Raw genomic sequence first — 18,281 nt, 5'->3', positions numbered from 1 at the left:
CTCCCGCCTGCAAGACGGACGGCCGGTCCTGCCCCCCGTGGCAAGGACCGGCCGTCCGTCGTTCGTGGGGGTCAGGCCCGGGTGTCGCGGCGGCGCAGCAGGGCGAAGCCGAGGCCGGCGGCGCCGGCAGCGGCCATGCCGCCGCCCGCGGCGAGCATCACCGGGCCTTCGGAGGAGGTCTCGGCACCCTCGGCGCCGGCGCGGACGCCGCCCTTGGGCAGGACCCGCTGGTCGGTGACGGTGCCGGTCACCTTGCGGTCGTGGTGGTCCTGGCGGTCGTGGTGGGGGGTCTTCTTGCCCCTGCGGTCCGTCTGGACCGTGTACTTCTCGATCAGGCGGCCGTCGAAGCCGTAGACCCAGCTGTTGCCGCCGTTCCTGCCGTCGATGACGACGAACTTCGCGAGCTTGCCGTCCATGACGATCTTGTACGTCCAGCCGTCGTTGAGCGTGCTCGGCTTCTTCAGGTCGATCCCGCCGAGGAAGTTGCCGTTCGGCATGGAGATCTCGACGCGCGGACCGGCCGCCCCGCCCTTGAAGAGCTTCGCGATGCGGCCGTCGGGGAGGGTGATCCGGGCGGAGGACGCCTGCTGCCTGCGGGTCTCGTCCTTGCGGGTCTCGTCCTTCTTCGGCTGCGGCTTCTTCGCCTCGTCCTTCTTCGGGGCGCCCTCGATCCAGGAGGTCACGGTGCCGTTGGGCTGGAGGACGATGTGGAGGCCGTTGTTCTGCCCGTAGGCGGGCGTGCCGTCCTTGCTGACCAGGGTGTCGAGCTTGGCGCCGCCCGCGAAGATCTCGGCCTCGAAGTGGCCCTTGCCGAAGGAGTACACCTTCGCCACCGAGCCGTCGGCGAGCCGGACGGTGGTCACGAAGGAGCGCAGCGCGCCCTGGTCCTTGGCGCTGTCGTCCTTCTTGACCTCGTCCTGCTTCGCCTCGTCCTTCGTCACCTCGTCCTTCGTCACCTCGTCCTTCGTCACCTCGTCCTGCTTGCCGCCGTCCGGCTGGGCCGGCTGCTCGATGCCGGGCAGCACCTGCGGCTCGGGGGCCTCGGGCGAGGCGGCGAAGGCGGCGCCCGCCGGGAGGGCCAGGACGGCGAAGGCCCCGGCGGAGACGGCGGCGGTGCGGACGGTACGGCGGGTGACGCGCATGGCTGTTCCTCGTGACTTCGTGGGTCTGTGTTCGTTCGGGGTGGTTCGGGTGGCGACACGAACGAAGCTACGGGGGGCATATGTGGGTAAGCCGTAGGTAATGTAACGACCGGCCGCAGACTCTGATGCAACCGAGTAAACGCACCAAAAGCCCCTAAATCGGTCTGGTGCAGGCCCCCCGGGGATCCCCTAGGGGATGTCACAGGTCAGCCGCAAACCCCGCGTGTTCCGGCTGCCCGCCCACCGGCCCGCCTCCGACCAGGTACGTTCGATCACGTGGCTGGATTCAGGATCGGACGCGGCCGGGACAACCGCACTCCCCAACAACCCCCGCGGCAGCAGCCGTACGGTCAGCAGCAGGTGCCGCCGTACGGTCAGCAGCCGTACCCTCCGCAGGGCCCGCCGCCGCAGCAGCAGTGGCCCCAGCAGGCGGCGACCGGCGGCGGCAGCGGCAGCGGGCACGGCGAACCGGAGTACTTCGCCGACCCGTACGGACACCCGCAGCAGCACCCGCAGGGGCACCACCCGCAGCACCCGCAGTACGGCGGGCAGCCGCCGCACCACGCCGCCGGGCCGGGTGACGCGTACGCCAACAGTGCGGGCCACACCCAGGCCTTCTCGGTGAGCGACGAGCAGCAGTACGGGTACGGCGACGGGCAGACCTACCGGGCCGGTGGGGCCGGCACCCCGCCCGCGGGCCCCCGGCTGCCCTGGAAGCAGCTCCTGAGCGGCATCGTGCTGCGCCCGGGCCCCACGTTCCTGCAGATGCGCGACTACCCCGTATGGGGGACGGCGCTCGCGGTGACGTTCCTCTACGGCCTGCTCGCCGTCTTCGGCTTCGACGAGGCACGCGACGACGCGATCAACTCGACCCTTTCGAAGGCCGTGCCGATCGTCCTCTCGGCGGGCGTGGCCTTCGTGATCTGCGGGCTGATCCTGGGCGCCGTGACGCACACGCTCGCCCGCCAGCTGGGCGGCGACGGGTCCTGGCAGCCCACGGTCGGCCTCTCCATGCTCGTCATGTCGATCACGGACGCCCCGCGCCTGCTCTTCGCGGTCTTCCTGGGCGGCGAGAACGGCCTCGTGCAGGTCCTGGGCTGGCTCACCTGGCTGGCGGCCGGCGCGCTCTTCACGTCGCTGATGAGCAAGACCCACGACCTCCCCTGGCCCAAGGCCCTGGGCGCCTCGGCCATCCAGCTGGTCGCGCTGCTGTCGATCATCAAGCTGGGCACGCTGTAGCCCGTACGCACGGACACGACGAGGGCCCCGGCGCGCACGCGCCGGGGCCCTCGGTCGTTCGGTCCGCCTCAGGCGTCGAGGACCTGGCCGGCCCGCTTCACCACGGGCGGCTCGACGCTCCAGGGGAACTCGATCCAGTCGTCCGTGCGCTTCCACACGTACTCGCACTTCACGAGCGAGTGCGGCTTCTCGTAGATGACGGCGGAGCGCACCTCGGCGACGTGGCCCAGGCAGAAGTCGTGGACCAGCTTGAGCGTCTTGCCGGTGTCGGCGACGTCGTCGGCGATCAGCACCTTCTTGGCGGTGAAGTCGATCGCCTCGGGCACCGGAGCCAGCATGACCGGCATTTCCAGCGTGGTGCCGACGCCGGTGTAGAACTCGACGTTCACCAGGTGGATGTTCTTGCAGTCGAGCGCGTACGCCAGACCGCCGGCGACGAAGACACCGCCCCGGGCGATGCTGAGCACGATGTCGGGCTCGTAGCCGTCGTCGGCGATGGTCTGGGCGAGCTCGCGGACGGCCCGCCCGAAGCCGTCGTACGTCAGGGATTCGCGTACCTGGGTCATTCCGGCCTTCCCACCTGGGTGCGGTGGAAGTTCACGAAGGACCGCGACGCCGTCGGGCCGCGCTGGCCCTGGTAACGCGATCCGTACCGCTCGCTTCCGTACGGGAACTCGGCGGGCGAGCTGAGCCGGAACATGCACAGCTGCCCGATCTTCATACCGGGCCACAGCTTGATCGGGAGCGTCGCGAGATTCGACAGCTCCAGGGTCACGTGCCCGGAAAAACCGGGGTCGATGAACCCGGCCGTGGAATGCGTCACGAGCCCCAGCCGCCCAAGACTGGACTTCCCCTCCAGTCTGGAGGCGATGTCGTCGGGCAGCGAGATGACCTCGTACGTCGAGGCGAGGACGAACTCACCCGGGTGGAGGATGAAGGCCTCGTCCCCGTCGGGCTCGACGAGACGGGTCAGGTCGGCCTGCTCGATGGCGGGGTCGATGTGCGCGTAGCGGTGGTTCTCGAACACCCGGAAGAACCGGTCGAGACGTACGTCGATGCTGGAGGGCTGCACCATCGATTCCTCGAACGGGTCGATGCGCACCCGTCCGCTGTCGATCTCGGCGCGGATGTCCTTGTCTGAGAGAAGCACGTCCCGAGGATACGCAGAGCGCGCGGGCCACCCCCAATCGAAGGCACCCGCGCGCAGCGCCGCGCCCTACCGCTTGACCGCCACGACGGGCACGGCGTGCCGCAGCCGCGCACAGCGCGGACACCGCAGGAGGCGCCCGGGTCCGATGCGGGAGGCGCCGAGCTGCTGCATCGGGAACGAAGCGGTGCTGAATACGTGCCCTTCGGCACAACGGACGACGGTGTGCTCCATCGAGTCCCTTTCCCCAACGAGCGAACGAGCGACGAATCGCCACATTAGGGGATGAAGCGGAGCCGGTTCCACACGGCACTCCGCACCCTCACCGTACGCCTCAACTCCCGCCCCCCACACCCGTATCGCCCCCCGAAAACGCGCGCGACCCCACGGCGACAACACCGGGGGCCGATCATGGGGTACAGTGTCCGAGCGTACGGAACAGTTAGCTGCCCCGTACATGCGGATGTAGTTTAATGGTAGAACATGAGCTTCCCAAGCTTATAGCGCGGGTTCGATTCCCGTCATCCGCTCTTGAACGAAGGCCCAGGTCAATGACCTGGGCCTTCTTCGTTCCTCCGAACAGCCTTCGGAGGAATTGGAATTGGCGCGCCACTCGGGACGCGCTACTTCGTCTGTGGCGCGAGGTGGAGGGTGAAGCGGGCGCCGCCGCGTGGACTGGTGGCGACGTCGAGGGTGCCGCCGTGGGCGTGGGCGACCCAGGAAGCGATGGAGAGGCCGAGGCCACTGGAGCCGGAGGCGGAGCCGCTGCGGAAACGCTGGAAGAGCGAGTCGGCCAGTTCCCGGGGTACGCCCGGCCCTGCGTCGTCGACGGTCAGCGTGCCGTCGGCGGTCACGGTGAGCTCGACCTCCGCAGGCCGGCCGGGGGCGTGGCCGTGGACGAGGGCGTTGCCGAGCAGGTTGGCCACCGCCCGCCGCAGGAGGTCGGGATCCGCGACCACGACGACCGGTTCGGTGCGTACGGTCACGCGGTGCCCGCCGGTCTCGGTGTCGTCGACGACCGCTTCGACGAGCTGGTCCAGGCGCATGGGCTGGCGGTCCGGGGCGCTGACGCCTGCTGCCATCCGGGCGCGGGTGAGCAGGCCGTCGATGATGTCGCCCATCCGGTCCGCCAGACGCACGGTCCTTTCCAGCGCGGCGTCCCGGCTGGCGTCGTCGCGCAGTGCGGTCTCCGCGAGGATGCGCAGCGAGGCGGCCGGGGTACGCAGGTCATGGGCCGCATCAGCGAGGAACTCCTCCTGCTGGCGCAGTGCCGTCAGCGCGGGTCGGATCGCGCGTCCGGAGAGCAGGTGTCCGGCCGCGGCGGACAGGGCCACCAGGCCGGCGCAGCCGCCGATCAGGAGCAGCGTCAGCCGACGGTGCGCGGCCTGGTCCGCGGACATGTCCGCTGCGGCGACCAGCGCGCCCTCCGGTGCCGCACCGTCGGCTGCCGTGTAAGGCTCGGCAACCAGCCGGATCTCCTGGCCTTCCTCGCTCAGGACGTCGATGGCGATCGCCTCTCCCTCCTTCACGGCTGCGGCGGCCGCCTCCTCGATGTCCTCGTTCTGCGGCCCTACGCAGGCCTGGCGCGGCTGGTAGACGATGGTGGGCTTGTTCGCCGTCGTGGCCACCACGGTGAGCAGTGGGCACTCGGTCTCGATCCCTTCCTTCAAGGCCTGGACGTCGAGTTTGCCGTTCTCGTCGGTGCCCAGCAGCGGGATCGCCCGGCTGGTCTGGAGGTTGAGTGAGTCGTCGAGCCGGTTGCGCCAGGAGTTGTCGTCCGTGCGGATGGCGAATGCCGCGAGGGCGATCAGCCCGACCGCGCTGGTCAGGGTGAACAGAGCGGTGAGCCGTCGGCGCAGCCGGCGGGCGCGGGCCTCGGCGGCCGTCATGCGCGGCCGGTGGTGAGTGGTGCCAGGCGGTAGCCCACTCCTCGGACGGTGTGGATCAGCGGTGGGTCGCCGAGCTTGCGGCGGAGCTGGGAGACCAGTACCTCGACGACGTTGGAGCTCGGCTCGGCCATCTCGTCCCAGCACTTCTCGATCAGCTCGGCGCGCGGTACGGCCTGGTCCTCCCGGGCGGCGAGGAGTTCCAGCACGGCGAACTCCTTGCGGGTCAGGACCAGCAGCACGCCGCCCCGGTGCACCTGCCGGCGGGCGGTGTCGATCTCCAGGTCGGCGATGTGCCGCACCGGTGGCCGGGCTGCCCCCGCCCGCCGGCACAGGTTGTGCACCCGGGCCACCAGCTCGGGCACGGCGAACGGCTTGACCAGGTAGTCGTCGCCGCCTACGGCGAACCCCGCGACCCGGTCGGCGACGGTGTCGCGGGCAGTGAGGAACAGCACCGGAACGGTCCGCCCGGCGCGCCGCAGCTTGTCCACGTAGTCGATGGCGTCTCCGGAGGGCAGGGTCCGGTCGAACACCACGCAGTCGTACTCGGTGACGAAAAGTGCCTCGTCGGCGGCCGGCAGATCGGCGACCTCGTCGACGGCCAGCCCCTCGGAGCGCAGCGCCGCGGACACCGCGAACCGCAGATCGTCGTCGTCCTCGACCACCAGTACTCGCACGGCGGTCAGGATAGCCCCGCCCGTCAGGCAGGCCCCGGGCCCGTCCTCATCAAATCCTCAGGTTCCCTCAGGGACCATCCATCCAGGTCACAGCGGAATCGAACACGCGGCGACTTGAGACACCCCCGGGCGTGGACCCCCCACCCCCACCCGGCTCCACGTCCGGGGGGCAGGCCGCAGGCGGCCGCCTCCCTGCTCTGCGGCACCGGCTTGGACGCCCGTGCCCTGCGCGCGCCGTGAACCGGCGCCGACCAGTCCCGACGGAGTACTCCCATGAACCACCCGGCCCTCAAGCGCGGCAGCCTGATCCTGGCCCTGGCCGCACTCGCCGCGACGGCACTCGCCGGCTGCGGCCCGGCCAGTGATGACGCACGCCCGCCCGGCGCCGGCGCCGTATCCGTCGATCCTGCCGGGCAGCGCGAGCTGCAGGGCTTCTACCGGCAGAAGCTGTCCTGGATGCGATGCGGTGAGCTGCAGTGCGCCACGCTGACCGTCCCCATGGACTACGCACACCCCGAGGACGGCCGGACGTTCACCCTGCCGCTGGCCAAGGCCGTCACGGCGGACCCCGCCGGGCGCATCGGATCGCTGGTCTTCAACCCCGGAGGCCCGGGCGAATCCGGGGTCGACCAGCTGAAATCCGGCGGGCTGTCGTCCTTCAGCGAGCGGGCCCGCGCCCGCTTCGACATCGTCGGCTTCGATCCGCGCGGCGTGGCCGGCAGCAAGCCGGCCGTCGACTGCGGGTCCTCGGACCCCGCCGCCGAGGACCAGCCGATATCCGGTGCCGGCGACACGTCGACGAGTCTGTATCCGAAGACCGACGCCGAACGTCACGCCGCGCTCACCGACGCCGAACGCCAGAGCGCCGCCTGCAAGGCCCGCAGCGGCGCGATCCTGCCGCATGTCGGCACCCTGGACGCCGCCCGCGACATGGACGTACTGCGCGCCGCCCTCGGTGACGACAAGCTCACCTACCTCGGCTGGTCCTACGGCACCTACCTCGGCACGGTCTACGGCGAGCTGTTCCCGCGCCGGGTCCGCGCCCTCGTCCTCGACGCCGCGGCCGACCCCGCACTCGACTGGTCCGAGGCCGCCCTCCAGCAGGCCGCGGGCTTCCGGAAGTCGGTGGAGGACTACGCCGGGCAATGCGCCTCCGTGGTGGAGGACGCCTGCCCCGCCGCCACCCCGGACGGCATCCGCACGGTGATCACCGACCTGTACGTGCGGGTTTCCAAGCGCCCGCTGCGCATCAAGGGCACCGAAGAGCGGCTCGACCAGGCCATGCTGCACACCGCCGTCAGCATGTCGATGTACTCGCCCGAGTCCCAGTGGCAGCCCCTGTCCGAGGCGCTTCGCGCCGCACAGCAGGGCGACGGGACGAAACTCGCCGAGATCGTGGACCCCGGTATATCGGCTCAGGACGACAGCTCCGACAGCTCCGGATCCGATCCCGGCGCCACCGACGACCAGCCCCCGGGCAACTCCTCCGACGCCCTCATCGCCGTCAACTGCCTCGACCAGCCGCACCCCAGGGATCCGCAGCCCTACTGGGACCTGCTCGACCGGGCGAACCGCGAGGCCGGCGCCTTCGGCACCTCCAACGTCCTCGCCGAGCTCATCTGCAAGGACTGGCCCGCCGGAGCGCAGAAGCCGCACCGCGTCCAGGCCGAGGGCCTCCCCCCGGCCCTGGTCGTCGGCACCACCGGCGACCCGGCCACGCCCTACGAGTGGTCGAAGAACCTCGCCGCCCAGCTGCCCGGCGGCATGCTGCTCACCTTCCGGGGTCCGGGCCACACCGCCTACGGCCGCAGCGCCTGCGTCACCGACGCCGTGGACGCCTACCTCCTCGACCTCAAGCCGGTCCCGGACGGGAAGACCTGCTGAACAGCCACCTCACAGCTCGTACGTACCACTGGAGACCCTCCGCATGCCCACCGATCTGACCCCGGACTCCTCGCTCGCGCGGGCGGTCTTCCAGCCGTTGCAGCCCGACGACCCGGGCGAAGTGGGCGGCTACCGGCTGCACGCCCGGCTCGGGGCCGGCGGGATGGGGCGGGTCTACCTGTCGTACACACCCGGCGGCCGGCCGGTGGCCCTGAAGACGGTCCGGCCGGAGTTCGCACAGGACCCGGAGTTCCGGCGGCGGTTCGCGCACGAGGTGGCCAACGCCCGGCGGATCCACGGGCTGTACACCGCGCAGGTGATCGACTCCGGTGCGGACGCCGAGGTGCCCTGGCTGGCCACCGCGTACGTGCCGGGCCCGTCGCTGCAGCAGGTGGTACGGGAACACGGCGCGCTGCCGGTGCGCACGGTGCTGCTCCTGATGGGCGGGGTCGCGGAGGCGCTGCAGGCGATCCACGGCGTCGGGGTGGTGCACCGGGATCTCAAGCCCGCCAACGTGCTGCTCGCGGCCGACGGACCGCGCGTGATCGACTTCGGCATCGCCCGCGCGGCCGACGCCGTCGCGCTGACCGGCACCGGGTTCCGGATCGGCTCCCCCGCCTTCATGGCGCCCGAGCAGGCCCTGGGCCGGCCGGCCACCCCCGCGACGGACGTCTTCGCGCTGGGCGCGCTGGCAGCCTACGCAGCGGGCGGCACCCCGCCGTTCGGTGAGGGGCCGGAAACCGCGGTGCTGTACCGCGTGGTGAACGAGCGACCCGGTCTCGACCGCGTCCCGGGCGACCTGCGCGCGCTGCTGCTGCGCTGCCTGGCGAAGCGGCCCGAGGACCGGCCGACTCCCTCCGAGATCATCGAGGCCGCCCGCACCCACCCCGCCGTGGGCGGGCAGTTGCGCTTCGCCGACGACTGGCTGCCCATGGGGGTCAGCACCGACATCACCCGCCGCTGCGACCTGCGGCAGCACCTTCCCACGGCCGTCTCCCCCACCTCCGTTCCCGCCCAGGCACCGCCCGGCTCCTTCGGCGCCCCGCACCCCCCGACCCGGATGTCGACCGCCCTGCTGCCCACACCGCCGGCGACCGTTGCCGCTCCGGCGCCACCCGAGCAGACCAAGCCCCACCGCCGTCGCCGCAAGGGCGCGTCCTGGAAGACGGTGCTCGTGGTGGCGCTGGTGATGGCGCTCGGCGGCGCGGTCGGCGGCGTGCTTCTCGTCATCAAAGCCGACCAGACCCTCGAAGACACGGAATCGTCCGACGACACCAGCCCCGACGCGGCGGCGAGCACGGCCATGTACGCCGCGGTGTACACCGAGACGGTCCTGACCGCACCCGACGACTCCTACGACTTCGACATCACCACCGGCACGCTCACACCCGCAGGGTCCACCCCGTGGGCCGTGGGGCACGACGCCGACGGGTTCCTGAGCCCGTCGGACAGCGACGCCTCCATCACCCCCAGCGGCCGGCCGACCCCGGCCGAATGCTCGACGGCCATCGACCAGCAACCGGCGACGGCCCTCGCCTTCGGCGACCTGCCGGCCGGACACGCCTTCTGTGTGCGCTCACGGAGCACTCACGACATCGCGATCGTGCGAGTGATCACCGTGGCCGAAAGCGGTCCGGTGACGATCTCGATGGACTACTACCGCAACGGCAACTGACTGTCGTGCGGGGCCGTTCGTACCGAGTCATCGCCGACCTCACCCTGATCGCTGTGTCGGGTGCCACCGTGTGGGTTCTGTTCGGCTGGGTCGACAGCTGGGGCGTCGGAGCCGGGCTGTTCGGCGAGTCGGCGGGCCGTATTGCGGTGGCCGGTTGCGCCGTGTCGGCCGTACTGATCCGCCGACGGGTGCCGTCGGTGGCCGTCGTGGTCGTGGCGGGCCTGGTGGGGGTCGATCCGCTGACCGGCGGCGCGCTGGCGATCGTGGCCTATACGGCAGGTCTGCGCTGGTCGAGCCTGCCGCGCAGACTTGCTCTGCCGGCCGCGTGTCTGGCCGTACCGGCTGCCGTGACCGCTGTCATCGCGGCCGAAGGGCCCCTGCCGCTGCTGCGGTACTCGGTCATGGTGGTGCTCGTCACCGGGGTCGTGTGCGGCGTGCTGCCCGGCCTGGTCGGGGCACTGGTCGGCCAGCGCGAGCGGCTGGTCAGGGCACTGCGGGAGCGCAGTTCCTCTCCGAGCAGGCACACCGCGCCGCCGAGGAGCAGTCCGGATTGCGGGAACGGGAGCTCAGCAAAGCGGCCTTCGACTCCAGCATGTCCGTGGGCGACCTTTTGGCGACGCTCGTCATCCGCTACTTGGTGGCCCGCCACGAAGGGGGGACGGACCACCGAACAGCCCCACATGCCGGAGCGACGATCCCGAGCCAGCGCAGGTGAAGCGGACGACGCAGGGACGATGGAGCTTGCCGTCAAGTTCATGAGGCTCTAGGCACCTGCGACGGATCCCACCCAGGCTGGAACGCGCCCCCGCACGCTCCCACTGCCGCTGGGGGCGTGCCATAACGTGCCAGTAGGACGGGTCAACAGCGGTCATTAGCGGACGCTTCGAGGGGCCCGGAAGGGGTCACCTTATGGGCGTTTCCGCAGATCAGACACGACGTACACGTTCAAGTGCTGGGTGATTCCCAAGCTTATAGCGCGGGTTCGATTCCCGTCATCCGCTCTTGAACGAAGCCCCAGGTCAGCGACCTGGGCCTTCTTCGTTGTCTAGACCTATTCAGGTGTCCCGCACCACTTGCGCACCACAGCGGCGGCGACCAGGTCACAGGCCTTCCGTCACCCTCACCTCGCCGTCGGCGGAGACAGGAACCCGTACATGGCCTGGCCGTCGGTTCGCGCACCCTCGTCGGCCAGTCGACGCCAAGCAGCATGCTGCGGATCGTGCAGAGCTTTCGCGAACGCGAGCTTCTTGCGGTCGCCCCTGTCGAGTTGATCTCTAAGTTGCAGCGGATTGGCGGGCAACGAGAGCAAGAACGCCAGATCCCGGTAGTGCCGCTCCGGTGAAGCGGTCTTGATGCTCACTGCGGCAGCCTTTGCCACGATCGCCCCAAGCAGACTGGGGCGGCGAATGCGGCCCGTTCGCTGCCCCAGTTGAACCACCACGGCCTCGGTGCGCTGCGCGGCCCGCCGGCCGCCTGGCACCTCCAGCGTGCGGCCGGGCGGCGTCGTTGTGAGATCTGCACGAGGGCCGAGGTTGTCGGGCGCCAGCAGATCCACCACCAGCCGCTGGGGCTCCACACCGCGCTGGTAGCGGTGCAGCAGGTTGCCCTGCGGCGACATGCCGGCGGGGGAGAATCCGAGCCGTTCCAGCGCCGCGACCAAACGGCGCAAGCTCTGCTGGTCCGACTGCACATCAGCCAGGACATCCAGGTCGGCGCTCGCCGCCGGTGGAGTCCGACCGTGCTCCAGGCCATGCAGGAGCACCATCTGCCCGCCGATCAGCGACCAGGCATCCGGCACGCGCTCCGACAGGTCGAACAACACGCCCCACAGCTCTACCAGCGGATCGGTGAACAGATCCGATTCCAGTCGCACGTTGGGCATCTCAGCCGCCATGATCACACCCTCCGAGGCTGTGCGTAGCGAGCCAGAAGAGCCTCAAGGAGCCCGGCTGCCGCGGCGTCGGCTCGGCCCTCGTGGAGGTCCAGCAAGTCGGCCGCCACTACCGAGGCCGGAGCGTCATGGACCTGCCCAGCCGTTACAGGCCTTGAAGTCAGGAACGACCACATCTCCGCCGGGGGAACACGGAGCGAGACATTGCCCCGCTCTTCGTCACGGACCAACCCGAACTCGGCTTCCAACTTGTCCACCTTCTCGGGATGGACGTAGATCTCCGCACGACCGAGAGCGACATAGTCCGCCCCCACCTGGGCTGCGGCGCTCGCTCCGCCCCTCACCACTTCCTGAGCGGCGAGCAACGCCGGCAGCATGCCCGGATGAACGCGGTACGAGCGCAGCTCCGCCCGGGCAGCAAGAAGCTCTTGGAGTAGCACCGGGGCCGACCGCTCGTGAGCAAGGAGATTCCGCAACCGCATCTTCACCCGGGACCTTTCGGCGTCGGACAGACCCACGGGCCGATGGCCGTCCAGTACCGCCAGAACGCCCCACGCGTTGCGGACCGACAGAGGTCTCCGGGAACGAGGGCCCCGGTCCTTGCGATCTCGGACGCTGTCCCCGGCGACCAGCCAACGACCACCAACTCGCCGGCCTTGGAGCTTTCCGTCATGCAGCAACTGACGAACACGGGAGTCATCCACCCCGAGCAGGGCCGCAGCCTGCTTCACCGACAGCAATTCCATGACCAGCTCCTTGCGGCTGCCCTCACAAACTCAGGAGAGAACACGCAATCAGCCTCCCACCCCGACCATTGCGTCAACCCTCACGATTCCGGGAGGCAAGGCGCAATCGCTTACGCAGCGGTACGACGCATTATCTTCCCCTGCGGCACGGAACACCCTCGACACCGAACCTGCCGGACACCCTGGCTGCACACGCGACGTGGGCCCCGTCGCGCGATGTCGAACCCTTTCCAATCCGCCTACCAAGCGGGGGAAACACCCCAGCCCGCCAAGCCGGCGGGCACGTGCCCTATCCGTGCCCTTTACGGCGGTGAACAGCGGTCAACACGGGTGCGGGCGGACCCGTGCGGCAGCCTGCTCGGTGGGCTGTTTTCGCAGGCCAGGCGCCTTGCCGACACCCGGCACGCCAAAGATTCCCAAGCTTATAGCGCGGGTTCGATTCCCGTCATCCGCTCTTGAACGAAGCCCCAGGTCAGCGACCTGGGGCTTCGTCGTTGTCCGGACCTCTCAAACGATGAGGCCGCGTGGATCTTCCGCGGCTGCGCCTACTCGCTCGCTGTGGGAGCCAGCTCTGCGACGAGGCGTGCGGTCATCGGTGTCTCGATCCTGTGAGTGGCCGCGGCCCGCAGGACAGCGCCGCCGATGGCGTCGAGTTCGATCGGGTGACCGTTCTCCGCGTCGCGCTGCATCGATGACTTCATCGTCTCGGGGGCCCGGTCGAAGAAGGAGAGCACGTCCTCGGCGGTCACCGGTGCGCCCGCTGCGCGAGCCACGGCGGCGATTTCGTCGAGGACGGCGAGCAGTTCCGACCGCCGCTCGTCGCGGATGACGCCCACAGCGGCCTGGTGGCGCGTGGTCAGCAGGGCGAACGGGGCGAGGAAGGAGAGCTTGTCCCAGAGCATCGCGCTCTCGTCGGTGCGCACGGTCACGTCGAGGCCGGCGTTACGTAGGCAGGATGCGAGGGCGTCGAGCGGGGCGGCCAGTTCGAGGGCGGCGAAGGGGCTGGTGTGCGCGATGCGTCCGGGCGCCGTGCGGGTGGCCTCGACCCTGATGGTTCCGGCCACGACCTGGCAGGCCGGATATCGTCGGCGCATCGCTGCGACGTGTTCGAGCCCGTTGAGCAGCGGTACGACGACGCCGTCGCCGAGGAGTTGCGGCGGAACACGGTCGAGGGCTGCGGGCAGGGCGGTCTGTTTAACGGTCACGAGCGTGACGTCGACCGGTTCGCGCAGCAAAGTGTCGGCCTCGACCGGAGTGGTGAAGTCGCCGTACCGCGCGCTCCGGACGCACAGACCGTCACGGCGCAGCACAGCGGCGGTCTCCTCTCCGGCGAGGCAGATGACGCGGTGTCCGTCGCGGGCCAACAGCGCGCCGAGCAGGCCGCCGACTCCGCCGGGTCCGAGGATGGCCACCGTCATGGAGGTGCTGGTCATGTGAAGCTCCTGTTCGTGGCCAGGCGGTCGCGCCAGGCCGGGACTAGGGCGGTGAGCATCAGGGCGGCGGTGAGGGTGAAGGCCCAGGGGTAGCCGGTCCGGGCGGCGAGGATGCCGAAGCCGACGGCCCCGACGGCCATGCCCGCGTCGTAGGCGACGTTCCACAGAGCGCTGACGGTGCCGTAGCCGGACTTGGGGACACGCGCGTACATCAGCGACAGCGTCGCGTTCTGGGTGGCTCCGAATCCGACCCCGAACAGGGCGACGCCCACCACGACGGCGACCGGGCTGTGGGTCAGAGCGGTCAGCAGCGTCCCTGCGGCCGAGACGACGAGGCCGGGTACGACGAGTGAGGCCGGTCCGTGCCGGTCACCGTGCCGGCCCGCGACCCAGCGGGCCACGGTCGCTGCCGCGGACTGGACGAACAGGGCCACGGCGACGACTCCGGTGGAAGCCGACGGAACGGCGAGGGGCAGGAAGGTGACGATGATTCCGGCAGCGAGCGCGGTGGCCGAGAAGACCACGACGGGCCGCAGCAGAGCGGCCGTCCGGAACCCGGCCAGCACCCCGATCGACTGCTCGGAGGCCGACTCTCGGTCCGGCACTCCCAGCACCGAGACGATGGCGGCCAGCGCGGCCACCGCACCGGCGGAGCACACCGGTCCGTACCCGGCGTGCGCTGCCCACCACACCCCCAGCGGCAGGGCGGCCAGCGACGGAACCCCGGACACGATGCCGACCAGCGCCAGCCCTTCGCCACGGCGCTCGGGCGGGATCAACGACGCCGTCAGAGCACCACCCGCGACGACCGTGACCCCGAAGCCCAGACCGCGCACGACACAGACCGCCGCGATCCACACCGTGCTCCCGGACACGGTCAGTACCAGCGCGGGCGCACCGAGCAGGACCAACCCCGCCACCAGCGGCGGGCGGTACCCGAAGCGGGCCACGAACCGGGGAGCGGCCAGCCCGCCTCCGACCGTCGCGAGCAGCAGCGCACCCGAGGCCAGCCCCGCGGCGTGACCGCCCCCGTACGCCTCGGCGTAGCGGGGAACGACGGAGAGCAGGAGGTAGAAGCTCGTCGAGGCACCGACAACCGAGACGAAGCGCAGCAGCAGGGGCCGAGTCACCAGCGCCGGCCGCACACCATGGCCCTCGGCTTGAGAGTTGATCATCCTGGTCACACGACGAAGCTAGGGGCCGGGCGGACCGCCAGTAAGATCCAATTCCATGCCTCTGGAGTGGTCCGGTCTGTCACCCGAACTCTTGCTGGTCATCGACCGGGACAGCGGCGAACCGCTGCGGTCCCAGCTGGAACTGCGGCTGCGGGACGCGATCCGGACCGGGCGGCTGCGGATCGGCGAGCGGCTGCCGTCCTCCCGTGAACTCGCCCGGATGCTCGGGGTTTCGCGCGGCCTCGTGCAGGAGTGCTACACCCAGCTCCAGGCCGAGGGCTACCTCGTGACACGCGTCGGCTCGGCCACGCGGGTCGCCGCCGGAGCGGGCGTACCGTCGGCGCCCACGTCACCGCTCCCGGCGCCGTCACCCCTGGTCGCCGACTTCAGATACGGCGTCCCCGACCTGAGCAGCTTCCCGCTCGCCGACTGGCTGTGGGCCACGCGCGAAGCGGCACGCACCATGCCGACGGCGGCGCTCGACTACGGCGACCCGCGCGGAAGTGCGGCACTGCGCGAGGTCATGGCCGGATACCTGCGGCGGGTGCGCGCCGCCGCGGCAGATCCGGAACGGATCGTGATCTGCTCCGGCTACGCGCAGGGCCTCGGTCTGGCCCTGTCCGCCCTGGCCAGGACAGGTATCCGTACGGTGGCGTACGAGGACCCCGGCTCACCGGCCACGATCTCCTCCGCCGCGGCCTCGGCGGGCCTGTCGGCCACCCCCGTACCGGTCGACGAGCGCGGGATCGACGTACGGGCACTCGCCAGGACCGACGCCCGCGCCGTCGTCCTGACCCCCGCGCACCAGTGGCCCACCGGCGTCGCCCTGGCGCCCGAGAGACGACTCGCACTGATCGAGTGGGCCAGGAGGCGGGATGCCGTCGTCATCGAGGACGACTACGACGCCGAATTCCGGTACGACCGGGAGCCGGTGGGCGCGCTGCAGGGACTCGCCGCAGACCGCGTGATATCCATCGGCACCGTCAGCAAGTCCCTCGCGCCCGGGCTACGCATCGGGTGGATGCTCTGCCCGCCCGCGCTCACCGAACTGATCGTCGAGCACAAGCAGTTGAACGACCGCGGGTCCCCCACGCTCGATCAGCTCGCCCTCGCGAGACTGATCGAGTCAGGACGCTTCGACCGGCACCTGCGCCGGATGCGGACGACCTACGAGGCACGTCGTACCGCCCTGGTGGCAGCGCTCGCCGAGCACGCCCCTGCCGTCGCGGTGACCGGTCTTGCGGCGGGCTTCCACGCGGTGGCACACCTCGAGGGACCGGCCGGCGAGAAGGAACTCGTCTCCGCCGCCCGCGCCCGCTCCGTCGGCCTCTACGGAATGAGCACCTGCCGCTCCTCTCGTGCGACGGAACCGGTGCAGCTGATCCTCGGGTTCGGCAACGTCGGCGAACGTGCCGTCACGGCAGGCATCACGGCGGTCAGCAGCCTGCTCAGGGGCCGATAGCCCGCGTCACGTGTCGGTTCCCCCCGCCTTACGGTACGTGGATGCTCGACGTACTCGAGGAAGTCACCCGCTCCGCTGCCCGGATCACCGCCGCCCTCGACACACTGACCTCGTCGTTGTCTAGTCCTCTTTCCCCGCCAACACACGATCGGCGGCGTAGTGCGGGCAGGAAGGGAGGTGCCACGTCACCGTCACCCGGCGCCGGTCGGCGGCGATGGTACGGGCCTGCCCAGGGGCCGGGCAGGCCGCGCAGTGCGGGCACACGACGGTTTCGAACTTCAGCTCAGCCATCACCTACGCCACCTTCCCCGCCAACGGTGCTCGCGACGAGAGTGCCACGCCTCTCAGCGGGACAGGCTTCACGCACCGGTCCCCACTGATGCAACTCTCGAAGAAAGCGGCGCACCGGGACTCGGGGGCGGCTTGGTCCAGCCGTGTCAGTGGGGTGGCCACTGAGATCACCGAGCTGACCATCTCGCCAGGAGGTTCCCACGGGTGCCGGTGGATCAAGGCAGTGACCCCGAGCAGGACACTCCGGCAGAGCGGCCGGGCACGGACGGTCCTGCCGTTCACGTGTGGGCCACGGCCGACCCACCGTGCCTTCCCGCTGAGGCGGCCGCCACCGTCGAGGCCATCGTGCGGGCTGTGCACCATGGCGATGACGCTCGTATCCGGATCCTGCTGGCAGCCTTGGTCAACGTCGCCGACACCGAGGTTCTCCTCCACCTGCGAGAGCGGCTTCGCGAACGACCGCAGTGACGATCAGACGCTGCGGAACAGACGTGTAGCGAGTGCGCAGCCGGTGGACGCCCTTGCTCACGAAACGCTGCACTCGGGGGGAATCAATATCTATCCCCGCGGTCAGAGAGTTTAATGGACCCCGCAGGGAGGGTTTTTCCGCACCGCACACGATGGAGATATTTAACGCACACAAGCCGCCGCGGCGTGCTACTGTCGATCTCGGTTGCAGTTTTGGTACCCAAAAACTTCAGGCACTCCAGTCGGCCTCCGCGCCACATTCGAGTGCTTCATATTTCCGGGTCATTTTCCGGCGGGGCATCATCGCGGCGACACGGTGTCCGTACGGTGCGGATGCCGGTGTACTGCCCCAAAGGAGATATGACATGGCATCTGGCACCGTGAAGTGGTTCAACGCGGCTAAGGGTTTCGGCTTCATCGAGCAGGACGGTGGCGGCGACGACGTCTTCGCCCACTTCTCGAACATCGCCGCACAGGGCTTCCGCGAGCTGCTGGAAGGCCAGAAGGTCACCTTCGACATCGCGCAGGGCCAGAAGGGCCCGACGGCCGAGAACATCGTTCCCGCCTGACGCTGACGCGCATTTCGTAGCTGGGGCCCGCATCCCTCGGGGTGCGGGCCCCAGCTGCACGCATTTCCCGCAGTGGTGTCACCTGCGTGACGAAGCACTCAGGGTTACAGCCTGCCCGGCGCTTCACCCCCTCGATTTTTCTTGGTTTCGCGTCCGCATGACGTCACCCCATCTCAGCGCATGCGCCCGTACAGAATTCCTGTAGGCCAGAGCCGCTTTCGCATTCCATTCGGCCCGTTCTTGTGATTCCCCGCACTGCGTTTCCGCTGCGGGAATTCCTTGATATGTGCCGCATCAAGGAAGGTTCTGAATGAACCGCACACGTACGAACGACCGTTCCTCTCGCACCCGCGGCCGCACCGGCGGCCCCGCTTTCGGCGCTGCCGCCGGCTCGGAGCGGGGCAGCCGCTTCGGCTCGTCGGCCCCGAGCCGTTCCGGAGGTCCGAGCCGCTCCGGCGGCTACGGCCGCCGGCCCGCCGCGATCCAGGGCGAGTTCGCCCCGCCGAAGACGATCACTCCCGCGCTGCCCGCCGTCGAGGCCTTCGCCGATCTCGACCTGCCCGAGCAGCTGCTCGCCGCGCTGGCCGCCGAGGGCG

At 70.1% G+C, this 18,281-nt stretch carries 17 protein-coding genes, 1 tRNA gene and 1 pseudogene; 8 read left to right on the top strand and 11 right to left on the bottom strand.

What is annotated here, in order from left to right:
• Positions 1–71: 71 nt before the first annotated feature.
• A complete protein-coding gene (locus ACZ7H1_RS35385; RefSeq protein ID WP_470792402.1) occupies positions 72–1,142 on the bottom strand; it encodes a hypothetical protein in 1,071 nt (356 codons plus the stop codon).
• A gap of 276 nt (positions 1,143–1,418) precedes the next feature.
• Here ACZ7H1_RS35385 and ACZ7H1_RS35380 point away from each other — a divergent pair, with 276 nt between their 5' ends.
• Positions 1,419–2,381 (top strand): Yip1 family protein, encoded by a 963-nt coding sequence (locus tag ACZ7H1_RS35380; protein ID WP_470792400.1) that lies wholly within the window; start codon positions 1,419–1,421, stop codon positions 2,379–2,381.
• Between the two features lie 68 nt (positions 2,382–2,449).
• Here ACZ7H1_RS35380 and ACZ7H1_RS35375 read toward each other — a convergent pair whose 3' ends face one another.
• From ACZ7H1_RS35375 to ACZ7H1_RS35365, 3 genes are all read right to left on the bottom strand, one after another.
• Positions 2,450–2,947 carry a phosphoribosyltransferase gene (locus tag ACZ7H1_RS35375; protein ID WP_470792398.1) on the bottom strand — a complete coding sequence of 166 codons (498 nt, stop codon included), beginning with the start codon at positions 2,945–2,947 and terminating at the stop codon, positions 2,450–2,452.
• Positions 2,944–3,531 carry a dCTP deaminase gene (gene dcd, locus ACZ7H1_RS35370; protein WP_470792397.1) on the bottom strand — a complete coding sequence of 196 codons (588 nt, stop codon included), beginning with the start codon at positions 3,529–3,531 and terminating at the stop codon, positions 2,944–2,946. Before dcd ends, ACZ7H1_RS35375 begins: the two co-directional genes overlap by 4 nt.
• 66 nt (positions 3,532–3,597) lie before the next feature.
• Positions 3,598–3,807, bottom strand: a complete 210-nt coding sequence (locus tag ACZ7H1_RS35365; RefSeq protein ID WP_470792396.1) for a hypothetical protein — start codon at positions 3,805–3,807, stop codon at positions 3,598–3,600.
• A 180-nt stretch (positions 3,808–3,987) separates the two neighbouring features.
• Here ACZ7H1_RS35365 and ACZ7H1_RS35360 point away from each other — a divergent pair.
• Positions 3,988–4,058, top strand: a tRNA-Gly gene (locus ACZ7H1_RS35360).
• Positions 4,059–4,151: 93 nt separating this feature from the next.
• On the opposite strand, the gene ACZ7H1_RS35355 is transcribed toward ACZ7H1_RS35360, so the two are convergent.
• Together ACZ7H1_RS35355 and ACZ7H1_RS35350 are read right to left on the bottom strand one after the other, a co-directional pair.
• On the bottom strand, positions 4,152–5,417 hold the full coding sequence (locus tag ACZ7H1_RS35355; RefSeq protein ID WP_470792395.1) for a sensor histidine kinase: 1,266 nt from the start codon (positions 5,415–5,417) through the stop codon (positions 4,152–4,154).
• Positions 5,414–6,091, bottom strand: coding sequence for a response regulator transcription factor (locus tag ACZ7H1_RS35350; protein WP_470792393.1), 678 nt, complete (start codon positions 6,089–6,091; stop codon positions 5,414–5,416). Before ACZ7H1_RS35350 ends, ACZ7H1_RS35355 begins: the two co-directional genes overlap by 4 nt.
• Before the next feature lie 273 nt (positions 6,092–6,364).
• On the opposite strand from ACZ7H1_RS35350, the gene ACZ7H1_RS35345 reads away from it, so the two are divergent.
• From ACZ7H1_RS35345 to ACZ7H1_RS35335, 3 genes are read left to right on the top strand one after another with little or no spacing between them, the layout of a single operon-like run.
• Positions 6,365–7,975: an alpha/beta hydrolase gene (locus ACZ7H1_RS35345; protein ID WP_470792392.1), complete on the top strand. Its 1,611-nt coding sequence runs from the start codon at positions 6,365–6,367 to the stop codon at positions 7,973–7,975.
• A gap of 43 nt (positions 7,976–8,018) precedes the next feature.
• A complete protein-coding gene (locus ACZ7H1_RS35340; protein WP_470792390.1) occupies positions 8,019–9,650 on the top strand; it encodes a protein kinase domain-containing protein in 1,632 nt (543 codons plus the stop codon).
• Positions 9,651–9,703: 53 nt separating this feature from the next.
• Positions 9,704–10,417 carry a hypothetical protein gene (locus ACZ7H1_RS35335; RefSeq protein ID WP_470792388.1) on the top strand — a complete coding sequence of 238 codons (714 nt, stop codon included), beginning with the start codon at positions 9,704–9,706 and terminating at the stop codon, positions 10,415–10,417.
• A gap of 353 nt (positions 10,418–10,770) precedes the next feature.
• On the opposite strand, the gene ACZ7H1_RS35330 is transcribed toward ACZ7H1_RS35335, so the two are convergent.
• The 4 genes from ACZ7H1_RS35330 to ACZ7H1_RS35315 form a co-directional block, all read right to left on the bottom strand.
• Complete coding sequence (locus ACZ7H1_RS35330) at positions 10,771–11,544, bottom strand: hypothetical protein (protein ID WP_470792387.1); 774 nt, start codon at positions 11,542–11,544, stop codon at positions 10,771–10,773.
• A gap of 2 nt (positions 11,545–11,546) precedes the next feature.
• A complete protein-coding gene (locus ACZ7H1_RS35325; RefSeq protein ID WP_470792385.1) occupies positions 11,547–12,287 on the bottom strand; it encodes a helix-turn-helix domain-containing protein in 741 nt (246 codons plus the stop codon).
• Positions 12,288–12,832: 545 nt separating this feature from the next.
• Positions 12,833–13,720: a ketopantoate reductase family protein gene (locus ACZ7H1_RS35320; protein WP_470792384.1), complete on the bottom strand. Its 888-nt coding sequence runs from the start codon at positions 13,718–13,720 to the stop codon at positions 12,833–12,835.
• Positions 13,717–14,895 carry an MFS transporter gene (locus ACZ7H1_RS35315; protein ID WP_470792427.1) on the bottom strand — a complete coding sequence of 393 codons (1,179 nt, stop codon included), beginning with the start codon at positions 14,893–14,895 and terminating at the stop codon, positions 13,717–13,719. The genes ACZ7H1_RS35320 and ACZ7H1_RS35315 overlap by 4 nt, the downstream gene beginning before the upstream one ends.
• A gap of 55 nt (positions 14,896–14,950) precedes the next feature.
• Between ACZ7H1_RS35315 and pdxR the strand changes: the two genes are divergently transcribed.
• A complete protein-coding gene (pdxR, locus tag ACZ7H1_RS35310; RefSeq protein ID WP_470792383.1) occupies positions 14,951–16,357 on the top strand; it encodes a MocR-like pyridoxine biosynthesis transcription factor PdxR in 1,407 nt (468 codons plus the stop codon).
• 120 nt (positions 16,358–16,477) lie between these two features.
• Here the strand turns inward: pdxR and ACZ7H1_RS35305 are convergent, their stop codons facing one another.
• Positions 16,478–16,648, bottom strand: coding sequence for a hypothetical protein (locus ACZ7H1_RS35305; RefSeq protein ID WP_470792381.1), 171 nt, complete (start codon positions 16,646–16,648; stop codon positions 16,478–16,480).
• An 833-nt stretch (positions 16,649–17,481) separates the two neighbouring features.
• Between ACZ7H1_RS35305 and ACZ7H1_RS35300 the strand changes: the two genes are divergently transcribed.
• Both ACZ7H1_RS35300 and ACZ7H1_RS35295 read left to right on the top strand, forming a co-directional pair.
• Positions 17,482–17,685, top strand: coding sequence for a cold-shock protein (locus ACZ7H1_RS35300; protein ID WP_030647895.1), 204 nt, complete (start codon positions 17,482–17,484; stop codon positions 17,683–17,685).
• 310 nt (positions 17,686–17,995) lie between these two features.
• Positions 17,996–18,281 (top strand): annotated as a pseudogene (locus tag ACZ7H1_RS35295) (DEAD/DEAH box helicase); the annotation flags it as partial.

The sequence above is a fragment of the Streptomyces sp. NPDC037401 genome, from assembly GCF_055602345.1.
The sequence above is the reverse complement of the archived record's forward strand: the minus strand, read 5'-3'. Positions and strand labels throughout refer to the sequence as shown.

Excerpts from the sequence above, each read along its gene's own strand:
- ACZ7H1_RS35385 (WP_470792402.1), bottom strand. The coding sequence starts at position 1,142 with ATGCGCGTCACCCGCCGTACCGTCCGCACCGCCGCCGTCTCCGCCGGG.
- ACZ7H1_RS35375 (WP_470792398.1), bottom strand. The coding sequence starts at position 2,947 with ATGACCCAGGTACGCGAATCCCTGACGTACGACGGCTTCGGGCGGGCC.
- ACZ7H1_RS35365 (WP_470792396.1), bottom strand. The coding sequence starts at position 3,807 with ATGTGGCGATTCGTCGCTCGTTCGCTCGTTGGGGAAAGGGACTCGATG.
- ACZ7H1_RS35355 (WP_470792395.1), bottom strand. The coding sequence starts at position 5,417 with ATGACGGCCGCCGAGGCCCGCGCCCGCCGGCTGCGCCGACGGCTCACC.
- ACZ7H1_RS35345 (WP_470792392.1), top strand. The coding sequence starts at position 6,365 with ATGAACCACCCGGCCCTCAAGCGCGGCAGCCTGATCCTGGCCCTGGCC.
- ACZ7H1_RS35340 (WP_470792390.1), top strand. The coding sequence starts at position 8,019 with ATGCCCACCGATCTGACCCCGGACTCCTCGCTCGCGCGGGCGGTCTTC.
- ACZ7H1_RS35330 (WP_470792387.1), bottom strand. The coding sequence starts at position 11,544 with ATGGCGGCTGAGATGCCCAACGTGCGACTGGAATCGGATCTGTTCACC.
- ACZ7H1_RS35325 (WP_470792385.1), bottom strand. The coding sequence starts at position 12,287 with ATGGAATTGCTGTCGGTGAAGCAGGCTGCGGCCCTGCTCGGGGTGGAT.
- ACZ7H1_RS35320 (WP_470792384.1), bottom strand. The coding sequence starts at position 13,720 with ATGACCAGCACCTCCATGACGGTGGCCATCCTCGGACCCGGCGGAGTC.
- ACZ7H1_RS35315 (WP_470792427.1), bottom strand. The coding sequence starts at position 14,895 with ATGATCAACTCTCAAGCCGAGGGCCATGGTGTGCGGCCGGCGCTGGTG.
- pdxR (WP_470792383.1), top strand. The coding sequence starts at position 14,951 with ATGCCTCTGGAGTGGTCCGGTCTGTCACCCGAACTCTTGCTGGTCATC.
- ACZ7H1_RS35305 (WP_470792381.1), bottom strand. The coding sequence starts at position 16,648 with ATGGCTGAGCTGAAGTTCGAAACCGTCGTGTGCCCGCACTGCGCGGCC.
- ACZ7H1_RS35300 (WP_030647895.1), top strand. The coding sequence starts at position 17,482 with ATGGCATCTGGCACCGTGAAGTGGTTCAACGCGGCTAAGGGTTTCGGC.